This is a genomic window from Streptococcus sp. HMSC061E03, assembly GCF_001813505.1.
In the GTDB taxonomy this organism is placed as follows: domain Bacteria; phylum Bacillota; class Bacilli; order Lactobacillales; family Streptococcaceae; genus Streptococcus.
Genome location: NZ_KV812784.1, coordinates 906,572 through 922,589 on the forward strand (window position 1 = coordinate 906,572; position 16,018 = coordinate 922,589).

The window sequence follows — 16,018 nt, forward strand, 5'->3', positions numbered from 1 at the left end:
ACTACCTTAAATTTAATGTTTCAGATTTATTTTCTTATCTCTAATTTCATAAACTACATCTGCTACATTTTCGAGTAATCGTTTATCGTGGGTGATAAACACGATAGTTCCGGTGTACTCCTTCATTAGTATTTCCAAAGCCTCTAAACTTGGTATGTCAAGGAAGTTACTGGGTTCATCCATTATTAGGATGTTATATCTACCCATGAGCATTTTAGCAAGCAACAATTTTATAATTTCTCCACCGCTTAAAACAGATAAACTTTTTCCAATATCGTTCTGTTTGAACCCCATAGATGCTAGCACTGAACGAATTTCTGATATATTGTAGTCACAATCCTTCTGCATAAACTCCATAACATTCTGATTACTGTTGTACTTGTAACCATTCTGTGCAAAGTAACCTATTTTTGCCTTAGGCGAAATAGAAATTCCTTCTTCATGGTTTAAGATCATTTGGATTAAAGTTGTTTTTCCGATTCCATTACCACCAGTTAACGCCACTTTTGCTCCTAACGGAATTTGAAAAGATGCATTTTCAAACAGAGCCTTATCCCCAAATACTTTATTAATTTCTGCACCGACTATAGGGTATGGATTATGGAGCTCCAATGCTTTACTTTGCCTGAAACGAATTCTGCGAATGCCTTCCGGAGCTTCTACTTTTCCTAAGGCCGCAATCCTGTGCTCTAGGGTTTTAGCAGCATTATACATCTTTTTTTCCTTACTTCCTATTGATTTTTGATGAGCTAAACGCCCTCCGTCTTCAGTACTTTTTTTCTTTGAAGAACCTTTTGCCTTCTGTTCTATTTTACGAGCCTGTTTTCGCTTTTCCTCCGCAGCCCTTTCCAATCGGGCACGTTCCGCAATAAATTGTTCGTATTCTGCAGCTTGGCTCTTACGTTCTTCCTCTTTCTGACGAAGATAATCAGAATAGTTTCCCCAATACTCAGTGATTTTGCCATCTTTCAGTTCCCATATTTTATCTACTATTTCATCAAGAAAATAGCGGTCATGGCTAATAACTAACAGTGCACCTGTAAAATATTTTAGCTGTCCTATTAGAAAATCAATTCCTTCACGGTCTAAATGGCTCGTAGGTTCATCCGCTAAAATACCATGAACCTGTGCCGATAAGGCCTGTGCTATTTTAAGCCTTGTTTCTTCACCACCGCTCATAGTCTGTATATTTAATTGCTCAACACCTAGCTTGCCTACAAGTGCAAAATCTTTTTCCTCCTGCAGAGTTACTTCGTCCAACTGGGGAATATAGGCAAGTTCACCCAGACGATTCATTTTACATCCTGGGGGAGTTAATTCTCCTAAAAGTACCCTGAGTAAAGTGCTTTTTCCAGCACCATTTGCTCCTACTAAACCAATACGGTCATAATCATATACTTCTAATTCATTTATATCTAAAACATCGCGTCCTTTGAATTCCACACGAATGTCTTTTGCTTTTAATATTAATTCCATAACATTTCCTCCTGTCTATAATCGCATGCTTTCATTTGCTTGTATGCAGGGAAAACCCTGCGATTTTAGCAGGAAGAGTTACATGAAAATAAGATACATAAATATTCCTCCAATATTGTTTATTTTAAATCTAATTTTCTAACCTCAGTTATCATTTGGCAAACTATAGCAATGCCAATAATTAAAATACCTGATAGTAAAAACCAATGATTTACACCGATTTTATCAGCAAAGAATCCAGAAAGAATTAACCCAATTGGCATAGCAAGTGACATGATACTTCCGATCAAAGAAAATACACGTCCTAAATATTCAGGCTTAATTTTCTCCTGAAAAAGAGCTGTTTGCACACCGCTATAAAATGGCACCGAAAGCCCCATTATTGCACAGCAAACTACGAATATTACAAATCCATTTGGAGGAAGTATTCCCGAAACGGCTAAACTGGTCCCCATTATAAAAAATGAACTTGTTATTAGTAATACATGCTTTTCGAAGCCCCCTAATCTTCCTAATAATAAGCCTCCTGCTAGCATCCCAAATGCAAAGGAAATTTCCGTAATAGAAATATGCACAGGCGTTCCATTAAAGTGTTCCATGCTTATTAAAGGAAATAGTGCATTGATTGGCATATAAACAAAAGTATATAGTGTTCCTAAGAGTAATAAGGCAAACAATCCTTTGTTTTGTCTCAGAACCACAACTCCTTCTTTCATCTCCCTTATGAAATTTGGTTCTAAACTTTGCACTTGATTACCCAGCTTAGGTATACGTACAATTGCTACCGTAATAGATGCAATCACAGCACCCAATACGTCGATGGCAATAATAGCATTTAAATCCCAAACGGAGTATAAGAGTGCTGCAACTGCCGGACTAACAATATAGCTTATAGACTGCAAAGACTGACTATAGCCTGCGCATTTCGTTAGCTGTTCTTCTGGTACTAAAAGTGGTGTAACCGCATTGAGTGCTGGGGTATGAAAAGCTGTTCCAATGCTACGGATAAACAATACTATCATAATCATCCAGACAGGTAGCTCCATACAGAATGCAACAATAGCAAGCACTGCACCAGCTGCTGCGATAATTAAATCGGCACCAATCATTATCTTCTTCCTATCATGACGATCCACTAGCACACCAATGGCAGGTCCCAAAATCGCATAGGGTAAAAAACCTACTAATGAAGCCATAGACAAGACCATCGCAGATCCTGTTTTTTCTGTAAGGTAAAAAATAATCGCCATTTGCAGGATGGCACTAGTGATTAATGATACTGCTTGCCCTGCCCATATTGCATAAAATTTTCGTTTCCAATTGTTGTATTTTTCCATTTATATTATCTCCTGCATATTATTTTGCTTGAATTTCTATTTTGAATAGCATTCTAGGCAATAAAAAATGCAGGCCAAACCCCACAATGTGGCTTTTGGTCTGCATACATACAATTTGGAAACATTCATATTAAAGACATAGTTAAATAAAGGTATAGTTAAATAACCAATATCCTCACCGTAACTAATGAATGCTCAATATCGTATAAATAAGCACAACAAAAAAGCCTATCATCGGGTATAGATTCTGCTTTTTTTATTGCCAGCTTATCTTAAACGCATTGAGGCTGTCATAGTTTCGGTTCCTCCTACATCTTTGTTTATATCAATTTATAGTATAACACAACAAGATGATATGTTCAATATAAAAGTTATGGAATGAGACTCATACTTCCAATTCGATGCCAGATTTAAAGGATATGACGAAGTTTTCTTCATAGACTGTAACGCTCTGGATTATCTTCCTTAGTAGCAAGCGATTAGCTTTCACAAAATCTTCTGTTTGTAGTTTTAAAAATTCATCAGGATTTTCTAACTCAACCTCAAAATATTTCATTTTACATTCCCTCATTTCATTTATTGATAAATTGAGTTTGCAAAAAAGAGTGGACAATTTTTGTCTACTCTTAACCTTTAAAATAGTTTTTTTTAATCGATTTGAAGTTGCCTAAATTATTACTTATTCGGTAAAATGAAGTATTGCTTTCAACAGATTTCCTTCAACTACACTTCACTTGATTCAAACAAGGTGGGTACATTTCTATTCCCACAAACTCCTTGTCAATGGAAACAAACACGTACCCACAGGGTAAATGGAAATAGAAACTGATAATTTCTAGCTATCACTTCTACTCATTCCAAAAATTTTCTCACTCTGATACTTCCCCACCATAAAGCAAAAAGCCTTGCAATCAAGGCTTTTCATTATCCCTTTCGTTCAAAGGTTCTAGGCTTTTACGAGCAAAGCAAAACACTCCACGTGATGCGTTTGTGGACTCAAAAGGTTCGGGGAACCTTTTGAGAATTATCTGCATTTTACCAACAAGCTTACACATTCGACATGGTGCGTCTGTGGAAATAAATCCACCGGCTGGACTTTCTTTAATTCGTAGCCCAACTCTTGATAGAGTTTGATATCACGCGCCATGGTGGCGACGTTACAGGAGATATAGGCGATGCGGTCAGCTCCTGTTTGAGCGCTTGCTTTGATAAAGCTTTCGGTCAAGCCCTTACGTGGTGGGTCAACTAGGATGGCGGTTGGTTTGATGCCATTCTTACTCCACTTAGTCATGGCATTTTCAGCCGTGTCACAGACATAGTGAGCATTGGTAATGCCATTTAAGCTAGCATTCTTCTGGCTATTCTCCACTGCTTCTGGGATGACCTCAACTCCATAGACTTCCTTGACATGCTTGGCAACTGACAAGCCAATGGTTCCAATTCCGGAGTAGGCATCAATCACGATATCCTCTGCTCTCAAGTCCGCAAAGTCAATAGCTGTCTGATAGAGCTTTTCTGCCATTTCGGTATTGACCTGGTAAAAGGCTGGGCCAGAGATTTGGAAGCTATTGCCCAACATTTGATCTGTAATATAGTCTTGACCATAAAGCGTACGCCATTCTTTTCCAAAAATGGCATTGGTATTCTGGTCATTGATATTTTGCATAACGGATTTGATGGCTGGGAATTGCTTGAGGAGTTGTTCAATCAACTGTTCAACTCTGAAAACTTTAGGACGAGTGGTGACTAAAATGACCATGATTTCTCCAGAATGATGTCCTCGGCGAACGACAAGGTTACGAATCAAGCCAGATTGTTCCTGCTCATCATAAGGCTTGAGGTCAAAACGACGAATCAAATCACGAAGAGCCAAGACCACTTGGTCAATGACTGGATCTTGGATATAAAAGTCTTCAATCGGCATCAAATCATGGGAGTTCTTCCGAAAGAAGCCTGTTTCGACCTGACCATTGACACGACGGACAGGGACTTGGGCCTTGTTGCGGTATTGGACAGGATGGTCCATTCCCAAGGTAAGGGGCACCTCGATATCAGTGATTCCCGCCATCTTGTAGAGGCTATCCTTGACCTGCTTGGCCTTGAATTTCAGTTGCTCCGGATAAGCTAGGTGTCCCAAGTCGGCGATTCCGCTTCGTAAATAGGCAAGATCAAGCTCTTCATTACGATGAGGGGATTTTTCTAAGTACTCCTCTACTTTTCCGTAGCCAATCCTTTTGTTGACTTTAAGCACGCGCATGCGGATCACTTCTCCTGGTAGGGCATTCTCCACAAAAAAGACCAGGCCATCTACCTTAGCCACCCCTGCTCCCTCATGGGTCAAATCGACAATCTCAACGTCTACAATTTCATTTTTCTTTAACATGGTGTTCTATCTTTCTACAAATTAAAAGGGATGGAGTTTTCAGACTCCTATCCCTTAATTATATCATCTTAAGCCCATTTGGGACAATTTCTTTTTATAAGCATCGAAATCGACCAGCAAGCCTTGACCACCATACATATCGTAGGCATCCACCCAATCACCATTTTCTGGAATGGTAATACGTTCAATCCCCTTGCTGGCACTTCCGACTAAGCCAATTCCGTTTGTCAACAGGAAGGAGAAGGGTACATTGGTTGAGGTCATAGCGAAGACCTTTCCTAGTGCTTCAGATCCAGTAAAGAGCTTGGTTGGATCCTTGATTTGGTGAACAATGGCAGACATAACTTCTTGTTGGCGTCTTGTCCGTCCAAAGTCACCCTCATCATCCTTACGGAAACGAGCATAGTTGAGGAGGGTCCGGCCATCCATCCGTTGTTTTCCGACCTTAATGGTCTGATTTGGAACGACGCCATCTTTCATGTTCAAATCGTCTGGCACTTCCACTTCACTGACCTTTTCGCCATCAATCGTTGAAAACTGCGCATTCATCTCGACCCCATTTGGGAAGAGGGTATCGATGGCCGTCGCAAAGGTTTGGAAATCAACCATGGCATAGTATTGGATATCAATATCAAAGTTATCCTTGAGCATCTGACGGACCAATTCCGCCCCTTGGTTGTTATTCTGCTCTCCAATAGTAAAGGCCGTATTCAACTTCTGGTCATAATAATCTGGATATTCTGGATCTGTTTGCTGGCTCACACCATCAATATGAACCAAGGTATCCCGCATAAAACTGACCAATTTCACCTTGCCGTCCTTGTTGTTGACATTGACCACCATGATGGAGTCTGTCCGTGTCTCATCTGACTTCTCACCGATCCGCCCATCTGTCCCCAAGATCAGGATATTGACCCCATCTCGCGACTTCTTGCCATTAAATTTCTCAACGACAGCCGGTTTGGCATCTGGACCTGTCGGCTTGCTGTTCAGGCCTTTCACAAACATGAAGACCATGCCACCGATAATGAGCAAGAAAAAGAGAGCAAGCCACTTGAGAATCCGTTTGACGCGGATCTTTTTCCGTGGTTTCTTAGGTATATCGCTCGTCGCAGCAACTGCTTTCTTCTTAGACTTTTTGCTACGTGATTGGTAAACAGGGAGATCCCCAATTGGTTCAGCAATCTCACCTTGCACTTCTTCTGTAGCGTCTACCTCAGGTTGAAGGGCTTCTGCTTCCTCATAAACTCCTTGGCTTTTTTTGAGCAAATAATTGTATTCTAGTTGTTCTCGTTCATTCAAATAATGAAAATTTGAGTATAAGTACTCTAATCGCTTTCGCTCATGGTGAGATAGAAAGTTGGATTCCTTACTCATCTTTTCTCCATTCCGTTATCTTTTAAGGTATAGACCTGATACTGACCCAAGACTTTTGTCTGAATGCCCAGACTGTCTAATTCTTGATAGGCAAACTGCACTAGATCAGGCGCTTCATTTAGGAGGTCAATAATGAAAAAGTATTCTCCTAAAGCTGTTTTTAAGGGACGACTTTCAATCTTGGTTAAATTGATCCCCCGCCACGCAAAGGTGGACAAGCCTTTATAGAGGGCTCCTGCCAAGTTACTTGGTAAGGTCAAGGCCAAGCTAACTTTTTGCAGTCCCGGACTTAAAGTTTCTGAGATCGCTGGCTCTTTGGCTCCTAAAATCCAAAAACGTGTATAATTGTCCTCGATTTCTTGGATGTCTTTGGCCTGGACTTCCAAGCCATACTCACTGGCTGCTGCCAGAGGGGCAATCGCTGCAATTTCCAAGTCTGGATGCTCTGCCACATAGCGAGCCGCATAGGCTGTTGAAGCCGTCATTTCCATAGCCGCATCTGGATAATGGGCCCTTAGAAAAGCCTTCCCTTGGGCCAAGGCCTGTGGATGCGAATAGACCGTTCGAATGGGGCGGTCTTTTTTAGCCACCAAGAGCTGTTGCTTGATGGGATAGACCACTTCTGCAACGGCCTGAATCGTCCCTTGATGAAAGAGGTAATCAATGGTCTCATGGACACTGCCTTCAATCGAGTTTTCAACTGGGACGACTGCAAAATCGATCTCTTGATTCTCATAAGCCTTGATGACATCTGTGATCGTCCGATAGGCGATGCGTTCAGAAGTTAGAAAGCTATGAGTGGCCACATCATGGGTAAAGGATCCCTTGGGACCAAGATAGCCTACAAGCATCGAATGATCTCCGCAATTTCTTCAGGTGTTTTGTCCTCAACATCCACAATATGGGTAGCAATATCCTCATACAAAGGCAAACGACCATCAAAAATCTTCTTAAATTCTTCTTTTGTGTTGTTTAAAAAGAGGGGACGTTGCATGGCTTTGTCATTTTGAATCCGTCTGTACAAGGTTTCAAAATCTACCCGCAGATAAATGTTGTGAGGATTTTTTTCCAAGAGTGCACGGTTATGAGGATTGACCACAATCCCACCTCCAGGGGAAATAATGGCTGCCTCATTTTCCAATAAACGCTCCAGCATTTCAGCCTCGCGACGACGAAAGGCAGCTTCTCCTTCCACTTCGAAATAGTCATTGATTGACATACCGATCTCTTCAATAATTAATTCATCCATATCATGGAACTTTGGATCAAGAATGCGACCAACAGTCGTTTTACCTGTTCCCATAAAACCAAGTAAAATTTTAGCCATGCAGTAAGGTCTCCAAATCTTCAAAAAAACTAGGGTAACTGGTGTTGATGGCCTCTGCCCGATCCAGCATCACATTTTCTTCACTCACCAATAAGGCAGCAATGGCAGCCATCATCCCAATCCGGTGATCTCCAAAGGTCTCTAAGTCTGCTCCATGTAGGGGAGTCGGTCCAGTGATGATCATGCCGTCTTCCGTTGGCAAGACATTGGCTCCCATAGCATTGAGGCTATCTGCCACGACCTGGATGCGGTCCGTTTCTTTCACACGAAGCTCCTCAGCATCCGCAATCACGGTCTGGCCATTTGCTTGTGTCGCTAGTAAAGCAATAATCGGCAATTCATCAATCAAGCGTGGAATCAACTCCCCATCAATCCGAATCCCTTTTAAGGAAGAAGTCCTGACAGTGAGACTCGCAGAGACCGCTTTTTCATCGCGATCGTCAATGGTGAGATCTCCCCCCATTTCTTGAATCACATCGAGAATCCCTGTCCTCGTTTGGTTGATGCCAACATTTTCAATCTTGATCACACTATCTGGCAGAATGAGGCCAGCCACTAGCCAAAAGGCTGCACTGGAAATATCTCCAGGAACGATGACTTCTTGACCTTGGAACACTTGTCCACCTTGGATGCGGATGGTTTTTCCGTCCACCTGGATCTCTCCACCGAATTGGCGAATCATATCCTCCGTATGGTCACGCGTCTTTTCCTTCTCGATAATCGTCGATTCACCTTCAGCCTGTAGAGCAGCAAAAATGAGAGCAGACTTGACTTGAGCCGATGCCACTGGCAAACGGTAATGAATCGGTTGGAGCTGACGGGTCCCTTTTTCATGTAAAGGTGGGCAATCGCGATCTCCCTGACCAGCAATCTCTACCCCCATCTGACGCAGTGGGATCGCCACACGATCCATGGGCCGTTTGGAAAGACTATCGTCTCCGACCATGGTCACTGCAAAATCCTGACCTGCTAGTACACCTGAGATCAAACGAATAGAAGTTCCTGAATTGCCCATATCAAGGGGAGATGTCGGGGCTTGAAGACCTTGAAAGCCTACTCCTTGAATCCGAATCACATCCCCATCATCCTGGATAGAGACTCCTAAATCTCGAAACACCTGGATGGTTGAAAGCACATCTTCGCCTCGCAAGATATCATAGACCTTGGTTTCGCCCTGTGCAAGACTTCCAAAAATAATGGAGCGATGACTAATCGATTTGTCACCAGGGACACGAATGGTGCCCTTTAGACCCTTGCTATTGGTTTTTAATTTCATTGCCTTCTCCAGATGCTTTTCCTCATATTCTATCATAATTAAGGTATGAATTCAATTTTTTGTCAAAAATTTGGAACAAATAACGAATGTTTCCAAGCTTTTTTTGAGCTTCTTTTGATCTAGTGGCGAACGAAAATACCAGAGTCGAAATTACAACTCTGGTAGTCTTTCTATTTGTATAAATCTTGAATTGGCTCAAAGATGATCTTTTCAAGATCTGCAAGATAAATAGACAATTGCTGTTGTTTAGTGAAAAATTCATTCACAATCGGACTCGCTTGGATTTTTTCCATATAGTCCTTCATTTCTTGTTGCACAGCTTCTGTTGGAAGTTGACCGGATTGCATCAAGCCTTGCAGTTGATTTTGAAAAGCGACGTATTCGTCAAACAGCGTTTTCGCTTCTGGATTCGCTTCGATCGCTTGTTTGCTTTCTACGACAGCCTTGTATTCAGGAAGATCTCGAAGGGTCCGAGAGAGTTCATTTGCGACATCATAAATATTTGCCATTTTCTAGGCTCCTTTACTGATAAGATACTTCTATTATACTGTTTTTCCTTCAATATTCCTAAAATGAAGCAGGCCTTTTGATGCAAATCCTTCTGTAGACCTAGCGAGCAAGGACGGTATAAGACGTCGCCTGGCTGATCAATGTTTGAGCCCGCTCTTGATCCTCTGCATTTTTAAAGGTCAGCTGCAAAATCCCGTGGATATCCTCCCGATTTTCTTCATTGATGTGAATATTGACTAAGGAAATCCCTTGTAGAAGTTGTAATATTTCGAGGATCACACCTTCCTTATCGGGGACATCGATAAAGAGATCATAGGCACTATCGCGTCCAGCACGCTGATGGATCTGCATTTCTTTTCGGTGCTTGCGCCCTTCTTGGAAAAAGGACCAAATAGCCTCCTCGTTATCTGCTTGGATGGTTTCAGCCACTTGGTCCAAACGCTCTTTGAAATCTGCAATCCGCTCTAATATCGCTTGAGGGTTGGACAAGAGAATAGAAGTCCACATGCCTGGCTCACTTTCCGCAATCCGTGTCATATCCCGAAAGCCACCAGCCGCAAAACGACGGGTCATTTCATGCTCTTCCCCATAAGCTACGGCCTGCTCGACCAGAGTCGAGGCTAAAATATGGGGAAAATGGCTGATCTGGGAGGTTACCCGATCATGTTCCTCGGCATCGATTTCAATAAAGCGGGATCCCAATCCACTCAGAAGCTCTTTCAACTCTTCCATGGCACCTCCTGTCGTCAAGCTGGAAGGAGTGAAAATATAATAGGCATTTTCAAATAAGGTTGCATCTGCTGCTGCAGCACCTGTCTTATGACTACCAGCCATGGGGTGTCCTCCCACAAAGCGAACAGCCTTGTCTGTAAATACCTTTTCAGCTTGTGCGACAATTTCTGCCTTGGTAGAGCCTGCATCTGTCACCAGTACCCGGTCTTTCAAATTCAGGCCAGCTAAGGTTTCTAAGTAAGACTTGGTTTGCTTGATGGGAAGGGCCAAAATAATGATATCCGCTAAAGGGGCAAAGGCTGCGAAATCATACGTCACCTGATCCACCATTCCTCTTTCAAGGGCGATGGTTCGAGAGGCTTCACTTCGATTGTAACCAAGAATGGTCACGTTTGGGTGGGCTCTCTTAATGCCTAGCGCGAGTGAAGCACCAATCAAGCCCAAGCCTGCAATATATACAACTTTCTTCTCCAAAGGAAAACTCTTTCTCTTAAAAATTCTTCGTAAAGTCCCGGTGCTTAGCAACAGCTTCTTTCAATTCTTCCAAGTTATCGGATGAGAATTTCTCAAGCACTTCTGTAGCAAGGACTGTTGCGACCACTGCTTCCATTACCACTCCTGCAGCGGGTAGAGCCGTTGGGTCGCTGCGCTCAACCGTTGCCTTATAGGGCTCATGGGTTTCAATATCCACACTCATCAAGGGTTTGTAGAGGGTTGGAATAGGCTTCATGACGCCACGAACCAGAATGGGCTCACCGTTGGTCATACCCCCTTCAAAACCACCAAGATTATTGGTGCGACGGGTATAGCCGGTGTCCTGAGACCAGATGATTTCATCCATGACTTGACTGCCTTTTAGGCGACCTGCGTCAAAACCAAGGCCAAACTCAACACCCTTAAAGGCATTGATAGAGACCACTCCTTGAGCGATTTTGGCATCCAATTTCTTGTCCCATTGCACATAAGATCCTAGTCCTACAGGCACACCACCAACCAAGGTTTCCACAATTCCCCCGATGGTATCGCCATCTTTTTTCACTTGGTCAATGTAGGCCTTAACGGCTTCTTCTTGTTCTGGCACAACGATCGAAACTTCCGACTGACCTGCCTTTTCCTTGATTTCTGAAACGGTTAGATTCTCGGGAATTGCAATCTCGATTCCCCCAAAATTAACAATGTGGCTGGCTACTTCAACGCCGATCTCTTCTAAAATCCGTTTAGCAACAGCACCAACGGCTACACGCATGGTTGTCTCACGGGCAGAAGAACGCTCTAAGGAATTACGAAGATCGTCAAAACGGTATTTCATCCCTCCGACTAGATCGGCATGACCAGGACGTGGCTTGGTGATCTTACGCAGATTTTTCTTTTTCTCTTCGACCGGTGCTACATTCATGATCTCCAGCCATTTTTGGTGATCCAGATTGGTCACATTCAGCGTAATCGGACCTCCCATGGTCAAGCCATGACGGACCCCTGATGTGATCTCGACACGGTCACTCTCGATTTTCATCCGAGCACCACGACCATAGCCACCTTGTCGACGTTTGAGCTCTTTATCAATATCCTCTTCAGATAAAGGAAGGCCTGCCGGAACGCCCTCGATGATGGCTGTTAATCGAGGCCCATGGGACTCTCCTGCTGTTAAATATCTCATACGACCTTATTCCTTTCTTTCTAAAAAGTCCTTCATTTCTTGAAGAGGGATTTGATGAATCGCTGCTTGCCCCAACTCTGGAACAATGACTAATTTCAAGTTCGTCCCACGCGCCTTTTTGTCATGGGTCAAGACTTGATAAAGGGCTTCTTTATCCCAGTTCTCATAGGTCACAGGAAGGCCAAATTTCCGGCACATTTCTTCGATTTTTTGAGTAATTCCCTTTGGCATCAAGCCCTTTTCTTCTGCAACTCGTGAGAGTTGCACCATGCCCATACTGACGGCTTCTCCATGCATGACCTGCCCATAACCAGCTGTCGCTTCAATGGCATGACCAATGGTATGACCAAAATTAAGATACAGTCGAATACCATTGTCCAGCTCATCTGCCACAACATGGTCTCGCTTCACCAGGCAAGAATGAGAAATGATGCTCTCTGCATGCTCTAAAATACTCTGGACAGAACCATCCATGGCTCCCAATTCTTCCCAAAGTTCAGTATCTTGGATGAGGCCGTACTTGATGACTTCGCCCATCCCCTCGATCAATTCACGTTGCCCCAAAGTGCTCAACACTTCAGGATCAATAAACACACCGTCTGGTTGAGCAAAGGTCCCTACCATGTTTTTGGCAAGCGCTGTGTTGACTCCAGTCTTTCCCCCGATAGAAGAATCCACCTGTGCGGTCAAGCTAGTCGGGATCTGAACAAAGGAAATTCCCCGCATATAGGTCGAGGCAGCAAAACCAGCCAAATCACCAACTACGCCACCCCCAAGAGCAACGATTCCATCACTGCGCGTCATGCCATGGGTAGCTAGAAAGTCATAGACTTTTGAAACAGTGGTTAGATTCTTACTGGCTTCCCCTTGAAGAAACTCAAAGCGCACCACTTGAAACCCAGCTTTCTCAAGGCTCTTCTCTACGATAGAGGCATATAGCTTAGCCACGCGGTTATCGGAAATGATGGCGACTTTTTTATCGCCCCAAAGAGTGCGCAACCAGTCTCCAACCTGGTTGAGACCACCTCTTTCAATCACAATATCATAGGAATGTCCTGGAATAGGTACCGATACGTTCATAGGAATCTCCTTCGCGTTTTTCTTTGATTCTATCTTATCATGAAATAGGGCACATGTCTCAATCAAAATGAAAAAGAGACTAGAGCAAGACTGTTTTTTAAAAATCAGGTCTTGTCTAATCTCATAAAGCTTTTTCAATAGGAAAAGGTAAACCCCTCTCTTAATCACATACAAATTGACGATATTCAGTTGTCAATGCTTCCCATACAGACTCTGTAGGAAATACTTTCCCAATCATTAATTCAAAGGCTGCTTCAGCTTGATAAAAGAGCATTCCCAGCCCATTTACCCTCTGGTTTCCTTGATTCACTGCTAATTGCAGAAAGGGGGTCACTGCCGGATAGTAGGCCATCTCTACGATTAAGGCCTGTGGGGGAAAGGTCAAGTAACTCGCTATCGGAAGAGAATGACCATCCATGCCTACACCAGTGGCATTTAAGATGAGATCGGCTTGATTAAAAGAGTTTTGAACTTCTTCATCTTTCTCAATCGCATACAATTCTATCAAGAAATCAAAGCCATCTTCAATCAACTGAACTATTGAACGATAATGAACTAATCTCTCCTCTCTCACAAAGACAAGGATACGTTTCACACCTAGATGAATGGCCTGTGCAATAATCGCTAAAGCTGCACCACCTGCGCCTAAGAGAACCATTGTTTTTCCCTCAATAGAGAAAGCAGGAGGTAAACTACGAAAGAAACCAATTCCATCCGTATTATAGCCTTTAAGCTTGCCATCACGGTGAACAATGGTATTGACAGAACCGATCTTTCGGGCCATCTCATCCACTTCATCTAAGTAAGGAAAGACCTTCTGCTTGTAGGGCATGGAGATATTGGCCCCAATCATATCCAACTTACGAATTTGGCTGATGGTGCTTTCTAAGTCTTCTTCAGCAATATCCCAAGCCAGGTAAGCAGCATTGGTCGCTGTTAATTCATAGGCTAGATTATGAATGAAAGGAGAGATACTATGACGAATGGGATGGGCAATGACCGCTGCCATCCGAGTATATCCGTCAATCTTCATTCAATAACTCCCGAATTCTTCTCATATTCTCAAGAGGAATTTGACCTGGGGCGCTTTCATCTCCGACTCTAGCATAAGACCAAGAAGAGCCTGTCAAATCAGCTGTCAAGCGCGAAATCTTCCCGACCTTGCCCATGGAAATGGTTACATATTCTTGCTCAGGATTCAGCGTCTTGAAACCACGCGTATAATTCATCAAGTCAAGAACATCTTGTTCATTGTGGGCCATAACGGATACCTTGACCAATTTTGGAGAAAAGCTGGTCAATTCCGATAAGATCTCCATCATATTTTCCGGTGTCTCTTGGAAATTGTGGTAGCTGAGAACAAGATTTGAAAATTCCAACATCTCTTCAAAGACTTCACGGTGACTATAAAACTCGAAATCGATATAATCTGGATGATAGATGGATTGAATATCTTTCAGGATTCCAACATATTCCTCGTTGGTCAGCTCCATCTCTCCACCTTCAGCTCGAGTCCGCAAGGTGAATAAAATTTCTCGTCCAGCAAATTTCTCAAAAACTGCAGGAGCGACGGTTAAGATCTCGCTTTTTTCTAAAAAGTCCGCACGCCACTCAATAACATCTGCATCCTCGTAACGCGAACTATCTAGTTGTTGCGCCTCTTCTAAGGAGCGAGGCATAATCGAAACAACTAACTTCATACATCCACCCTAATCGTAAATACTTTTAAGTAATTACTACTTTCTTCTTTCATGTTCCATCGAAAATCTCCCGGAAGGCCGTATTCCGCTACATAGCGATGCTTACGTCCTTGAAATCCCTTTTCGATTTGTTTTTTAAATTTATCTTTGGTCACATTTGCCGCATTGGTACTGAGAATCAAGGTGCCACCTGGATTTAAAATCTCAAGAGCCTCGCTGACCAATCGATGGTAATCTTTAGCGACTGAAAATGTCCGTTTTTTATTCCGCGCAAAGCTAGGCGGATCGAGCACTATCACATCATAGCTTAGGTCATGGCGTTTGGCATATTTGTAATAGTCAAAGACATCCATCACGACAAAACGATGAGCATCCAGCGCCAAGCCATTTGCCACAAAATGCGCTTCTGATAGTTCTCTACTTCTCTTAGCCAGATCGACCGATGTTGTCTCAACTGCTCCACCCATGGCCGCAGCCACAGAGAAGGCCGCCGTATAGGAGAACATATTAAGCAAGGACTTGCCAGCTGCTAAGCCCTCTACTAAGCTACCTCGAACTTCATGCTGATCCAAAAAGATTCCCGTCATCAAGCCATCATTGAGAAAGACTTGGTAAGAAACTCCATTTTCAAGAATCAAAAATTCTTGCGGAGCTTCTTCTCCAAAGACATGAGCCGATTCATAGTCCAAGCCTTTAAAGCGAATCTTTTCATAGCCACCTCGGACTTCTGAAAAAGCTTCTTGAAAGGCTGCTAGAATGGTTTCCTTGATCTGAAATACGAAGGGATTGTACCAAGAAAAGACAACAAACTCACCATACAAGTCAACCGTGAAGCCACCAAAACCATCTCCCTCTTGGTTAAAAAGACGAAAGGCTGTCGTCGTTTCATCCGCATAATAAGAACGACGGTATTGCTTGGCTTTGATGAAAAGCTTTTTAAAAAAGTCTTGATCAAAAGCGACCAACTCTTGTGAAACAAACCATCCAATCCCTTTATTTTGTTCAGATAAGTATCCGACTCCGAGGGATTGTCCATCTCCTGAAAGCAATTGGACCGCTTGATCCAAAGCAGGAAGTGAGTCAAAATCTTGCTTTTCAAGAAGAGATTGTCCTTGTTTGATTTTTGTTGCGACTTGGCGACTGACTGTGAGTTTTTTCATACC

General features: G+C 42.9%; 15 protein-coding genes. All 15 read right to left on the minus strand.

What is annotated here, in order from left to right; translation table 11 throughout:
- Positions 1-12: 12 nt before the first annotated feature.
- Positions 13-1,476: an ABC-F type ribosomal protection protein Msr(D) gene (gene msr(D), locus HMPREF2917_RS04610; protein WP_000420313.1), complete on the minus strand. Its 1,464-nt coding sequence runs from the start codon at positions 1,474-1,476 to the stop codon at positions 13-15.
- Positions 1,477-1,595: 119 nt separating this feature from the next.
- Positions 1,596-2,813 carry a macrolide efflux MFS transporter Mef(A) gene (mef(A), locus tag HMPREF2917_RS04615; protein ID WP_000417519.1) on the minus strand — a complete coding sequence of 406 codons (1,218 nt, stop codon included), beginning with the start codon at positions 2,811-2,813 and terminating at the stop codon, positions 1,596-1,598.
- A 385-nt stretch (positions 2,814-3,198) separates the two neighbouring features.
- Entirely contained in the window at positions 3,199-3,369 is a 171-nt protein-coding gene (locus HMPREF2917_RS04620; protein WP_000873143.1) for a hypothetical protein, read from the minus strand.
- A gap of 468 nt (positions 3,370-3,837) precedes the next feature.
- Entirely contained in the window at positions 3,838-5,196 is a 1,359-nt protein-coding gene (gene rlmD / locus HMPREF2917_RS04625) for a 23S rRNA (uracil(1939)-C(5))-methyltransferase RlmD (protein WP_070589209.1), read from the minus strand.
- Positions 5,197-5,259: 63 nt separating this feature from the next.
- Positions 5,260-6,573 carry an LCP family protein gene (locus HMPREF2917_RS04630; protein ID WP_070589212.1) on the minus strand — a complete coding sequence of 438 codons (1,314 nt, stop codon included), beginning with the start codon at positions 6,571-6,573 and terminating at the stop codon, positions 5,260-5,262.
- Positions 6,570-7,424, minus strand: coding sequence for a prephenate dehydratase (pheA, locus tag HMPREF2917_RS04635; RefSeq protein ID WP_070589214.1), 855 nt, complete (start codon positions 7,422-7,424; stop codon positions 6,570-6,572). The genes HMPREF2917_RS04630 and pheA overlap by 4 nt, the downstream gene beginning before the upstream one ends.
- On the minus strand, positions 7,415-7,900 hold the full coding sequence (locus tag HMPREF2917_RS04640; RefSeq protein ID WP_070589216.1) for a shikimate kinase: 486 nt from the start codon (positions 7,898-7,900) through the stop codon (positions 7,415-7,417). The genes pheA and HMPREF2917_RS04640 overlap by 10 nt, the downstream gene beginning before the upstream one ends.
- Positions 7,893-9,176 (minus strand): 3-phosphoshikimate 1-carboxyvinyltransferase, encoded by a 1,284-nt coding sequence (gene aroA / locus HMPREF2917_RS04645; RefSeq protein WP_070589218.1) that lies wholly within the window; start codon positions 9,174-9,176, stop codon positions 7,893-7,895. The genes HMPREF2917_RS04640 and aroA overlap by 8 nt, the downstream gene beginning before the upstream one ends.
- A 170-nt stretch (positions 9,177-9,346) precedes the next feature.
- Positions 9,347-9,685 carry a YlbF/YmcA family competence regulator gene (locus HMPREF2917_RS04650; protein ID WP_003014453.1) on the minus strand — a complete coding sequence of 113 codons (339 nt, stop codon included), beginning with the start codon at positions 9,683-9,685 and terminating at the stop codon, positions 9,347-9,349.
- Between the two features lie 100 nt (positions 9,686-9,785).
- Positions 9,786-10,892, minus strand: coding sequence for a prephenate dehydrogenase (locus HMPREF2917_RS04655; protein ID WP_070589219.1), 1,107 nt, complete (start codon positions 10,890-10,892; stop codon positions 9,786-9,788).
- A 16-nt stretch (positions 10,893-10,908) separates the two neighbouring features.
- Positions 10,909-12,075 (minus strand): chorismate synthase, encoded by a 1,167-nt coding sequence (gene aroC / locus HMPREF2917_RS04660; RefSeq protein WP_070589221.1) that lies wholly within the window; start codon positions 12,073-12,075, stop codon positions 10,909-10,911.
- A 6-nt stretch (positions 12,076-12,081) separates the two neighbouring features.
- Positions 12,082-13,155, minus strand: a complete 1,074-nt coding sequence (gene aroB, locus HMPREF2917_RS04665; protein ID WP_070589223.1) for a 3-dehydroquinate synthase — start codon at positions 13,153-13,155, stop codon at positions 12,082-12,084.
- Between the two features lie 160 nt (positions 13,156-13,315).
- Complete coding sequence (gene aroE, locus HMPREF2917_RS04670; protein ID WP_070589225.1) at positions 13,316-14,188, minus strand: shikimate dehydrogenase; 873 nt, start codon at positions 14,186-14,188, stop codon at positions 13,316-13,318.
- Positions 14,178-14,855: a type I 3-dehydroquinate dehydratase gene (gene aroD, locus HMPREF2917_RS04675; protein ID WP_070589227.1), complete on the minus strand. Its 678-nt coding sequence runs from the start codon at positions 14,853-14,855 to the stop codon at positions 14,178-14,180. The genes aroE and aroD overlap by 11 nt, the downstream gene beginning before the upstream one ends.
- Complete coding sequence (locus HMPREF2917_RS04680) at positions 14,852-16,015, minus strand: class I SAM-dependent rRNA methyltransferase (RefSeq protein WP_070589229.1); 1,164 nt, start codon at positions 16,013-16,015, stop codon at positions 14,852-14,854. Before HMPREF2917_RS04680 ends, aroD begins: the two co-directional genes overlap by 4 nt.
- Positions 16,016-16,018 lie beyond the last annotated feature (3 nt).

What these genes read in the sequence shown, in the direction of transcription:
- HMPREF2917_RS04620 (WP_000873143.1), bottom strand. Translation starts at nt 3,369, where the DNA reads ATGAAATATTTTGAGGTTGAGTTAGAAAATCCTGATGAATTTTTAAAA.
- rlmD (WP_070589209.1), bottom strand. Translation starts at nt 5,196, where the DNA reads ATGTTAAAGAAAAATGAAATTGTAGACGTTGAGATTGTCGATTTGACC.
- HMPREF2917_RS04630 (WP_070589212.1), bottom strand. Translation starts at nt 6,573, where the DNA reads ATGAGTAAGGAATCCAACTTTCTATCTCACCATGAGCGAAAGCGATTA.
- pheA (WP_070589214.1), bottom strand. Translation starts at nt 7,424, where the DNA reads ATGCTTGTAGGCTATCTTGGTCCCAAGGGATCCTTTACCCATGATGTG.
- HMPREF2917_RS04640 (WP_070589216.1), bottom strand. Translation starts at nt 7,900, where the DNA reads ATGGCTAAAATTTTACTTGGTTTTATGGGAACAGGTAAAACGACTGTT.
- aroA (WP_070589218.1), bottom strand. Translation starts at nt 9,176, where the DNA reads ATGAAATTAAAAACCAATAGCAAGGGTCTAAAGGGCACCATTCGTGTC.
- HMPREF2917_RS04650 (WP_003014453.1), bottom strand. Translation starts at nt 9,685, where the DNA reads ATGGCAAATATTTATGATGTCGCAAATGAACTCTCTCGGACCCTTCGA.
- aroC (WP_070589221.1), bottom strand. Translation starts at nt 12,075, where the DNA reads ATGAGATATTTAACAGCAGGAGAGTCCCATGGGCCTCGATTAACAGCC.
- aroB (WP_070589223.1), bottom strand. Translation starts at nt 13,155, where the DNA reads ATGAACGTATCGGTACCTATTCCAGGACATTCCTATGATATTGTGATT.
- aroE (WP_070589225.1), bottom strand. Translation starts at nt 14,188, where the DNA reads ATGAAGATTGACGGATATACTCGGATGGCAGCGGTCATTGCCCATCCC.
- aroD (WP_070589227.1), bottom strand. Translation starts at nt 14,855, where the DNA reads ATGAAGTTAGTTGTTTCGATTATGCCTCGCTCCTTAGAAGAGGCGCAA.
- HMPREF2917_RS04680 (WP_070589229.1), bottom strand. Translation starts at nt 16,015, where the DNA reads ATGAAAAAACTCACAGTCAGTCGCCAAGTCGCAACAAAAATCAAACAA.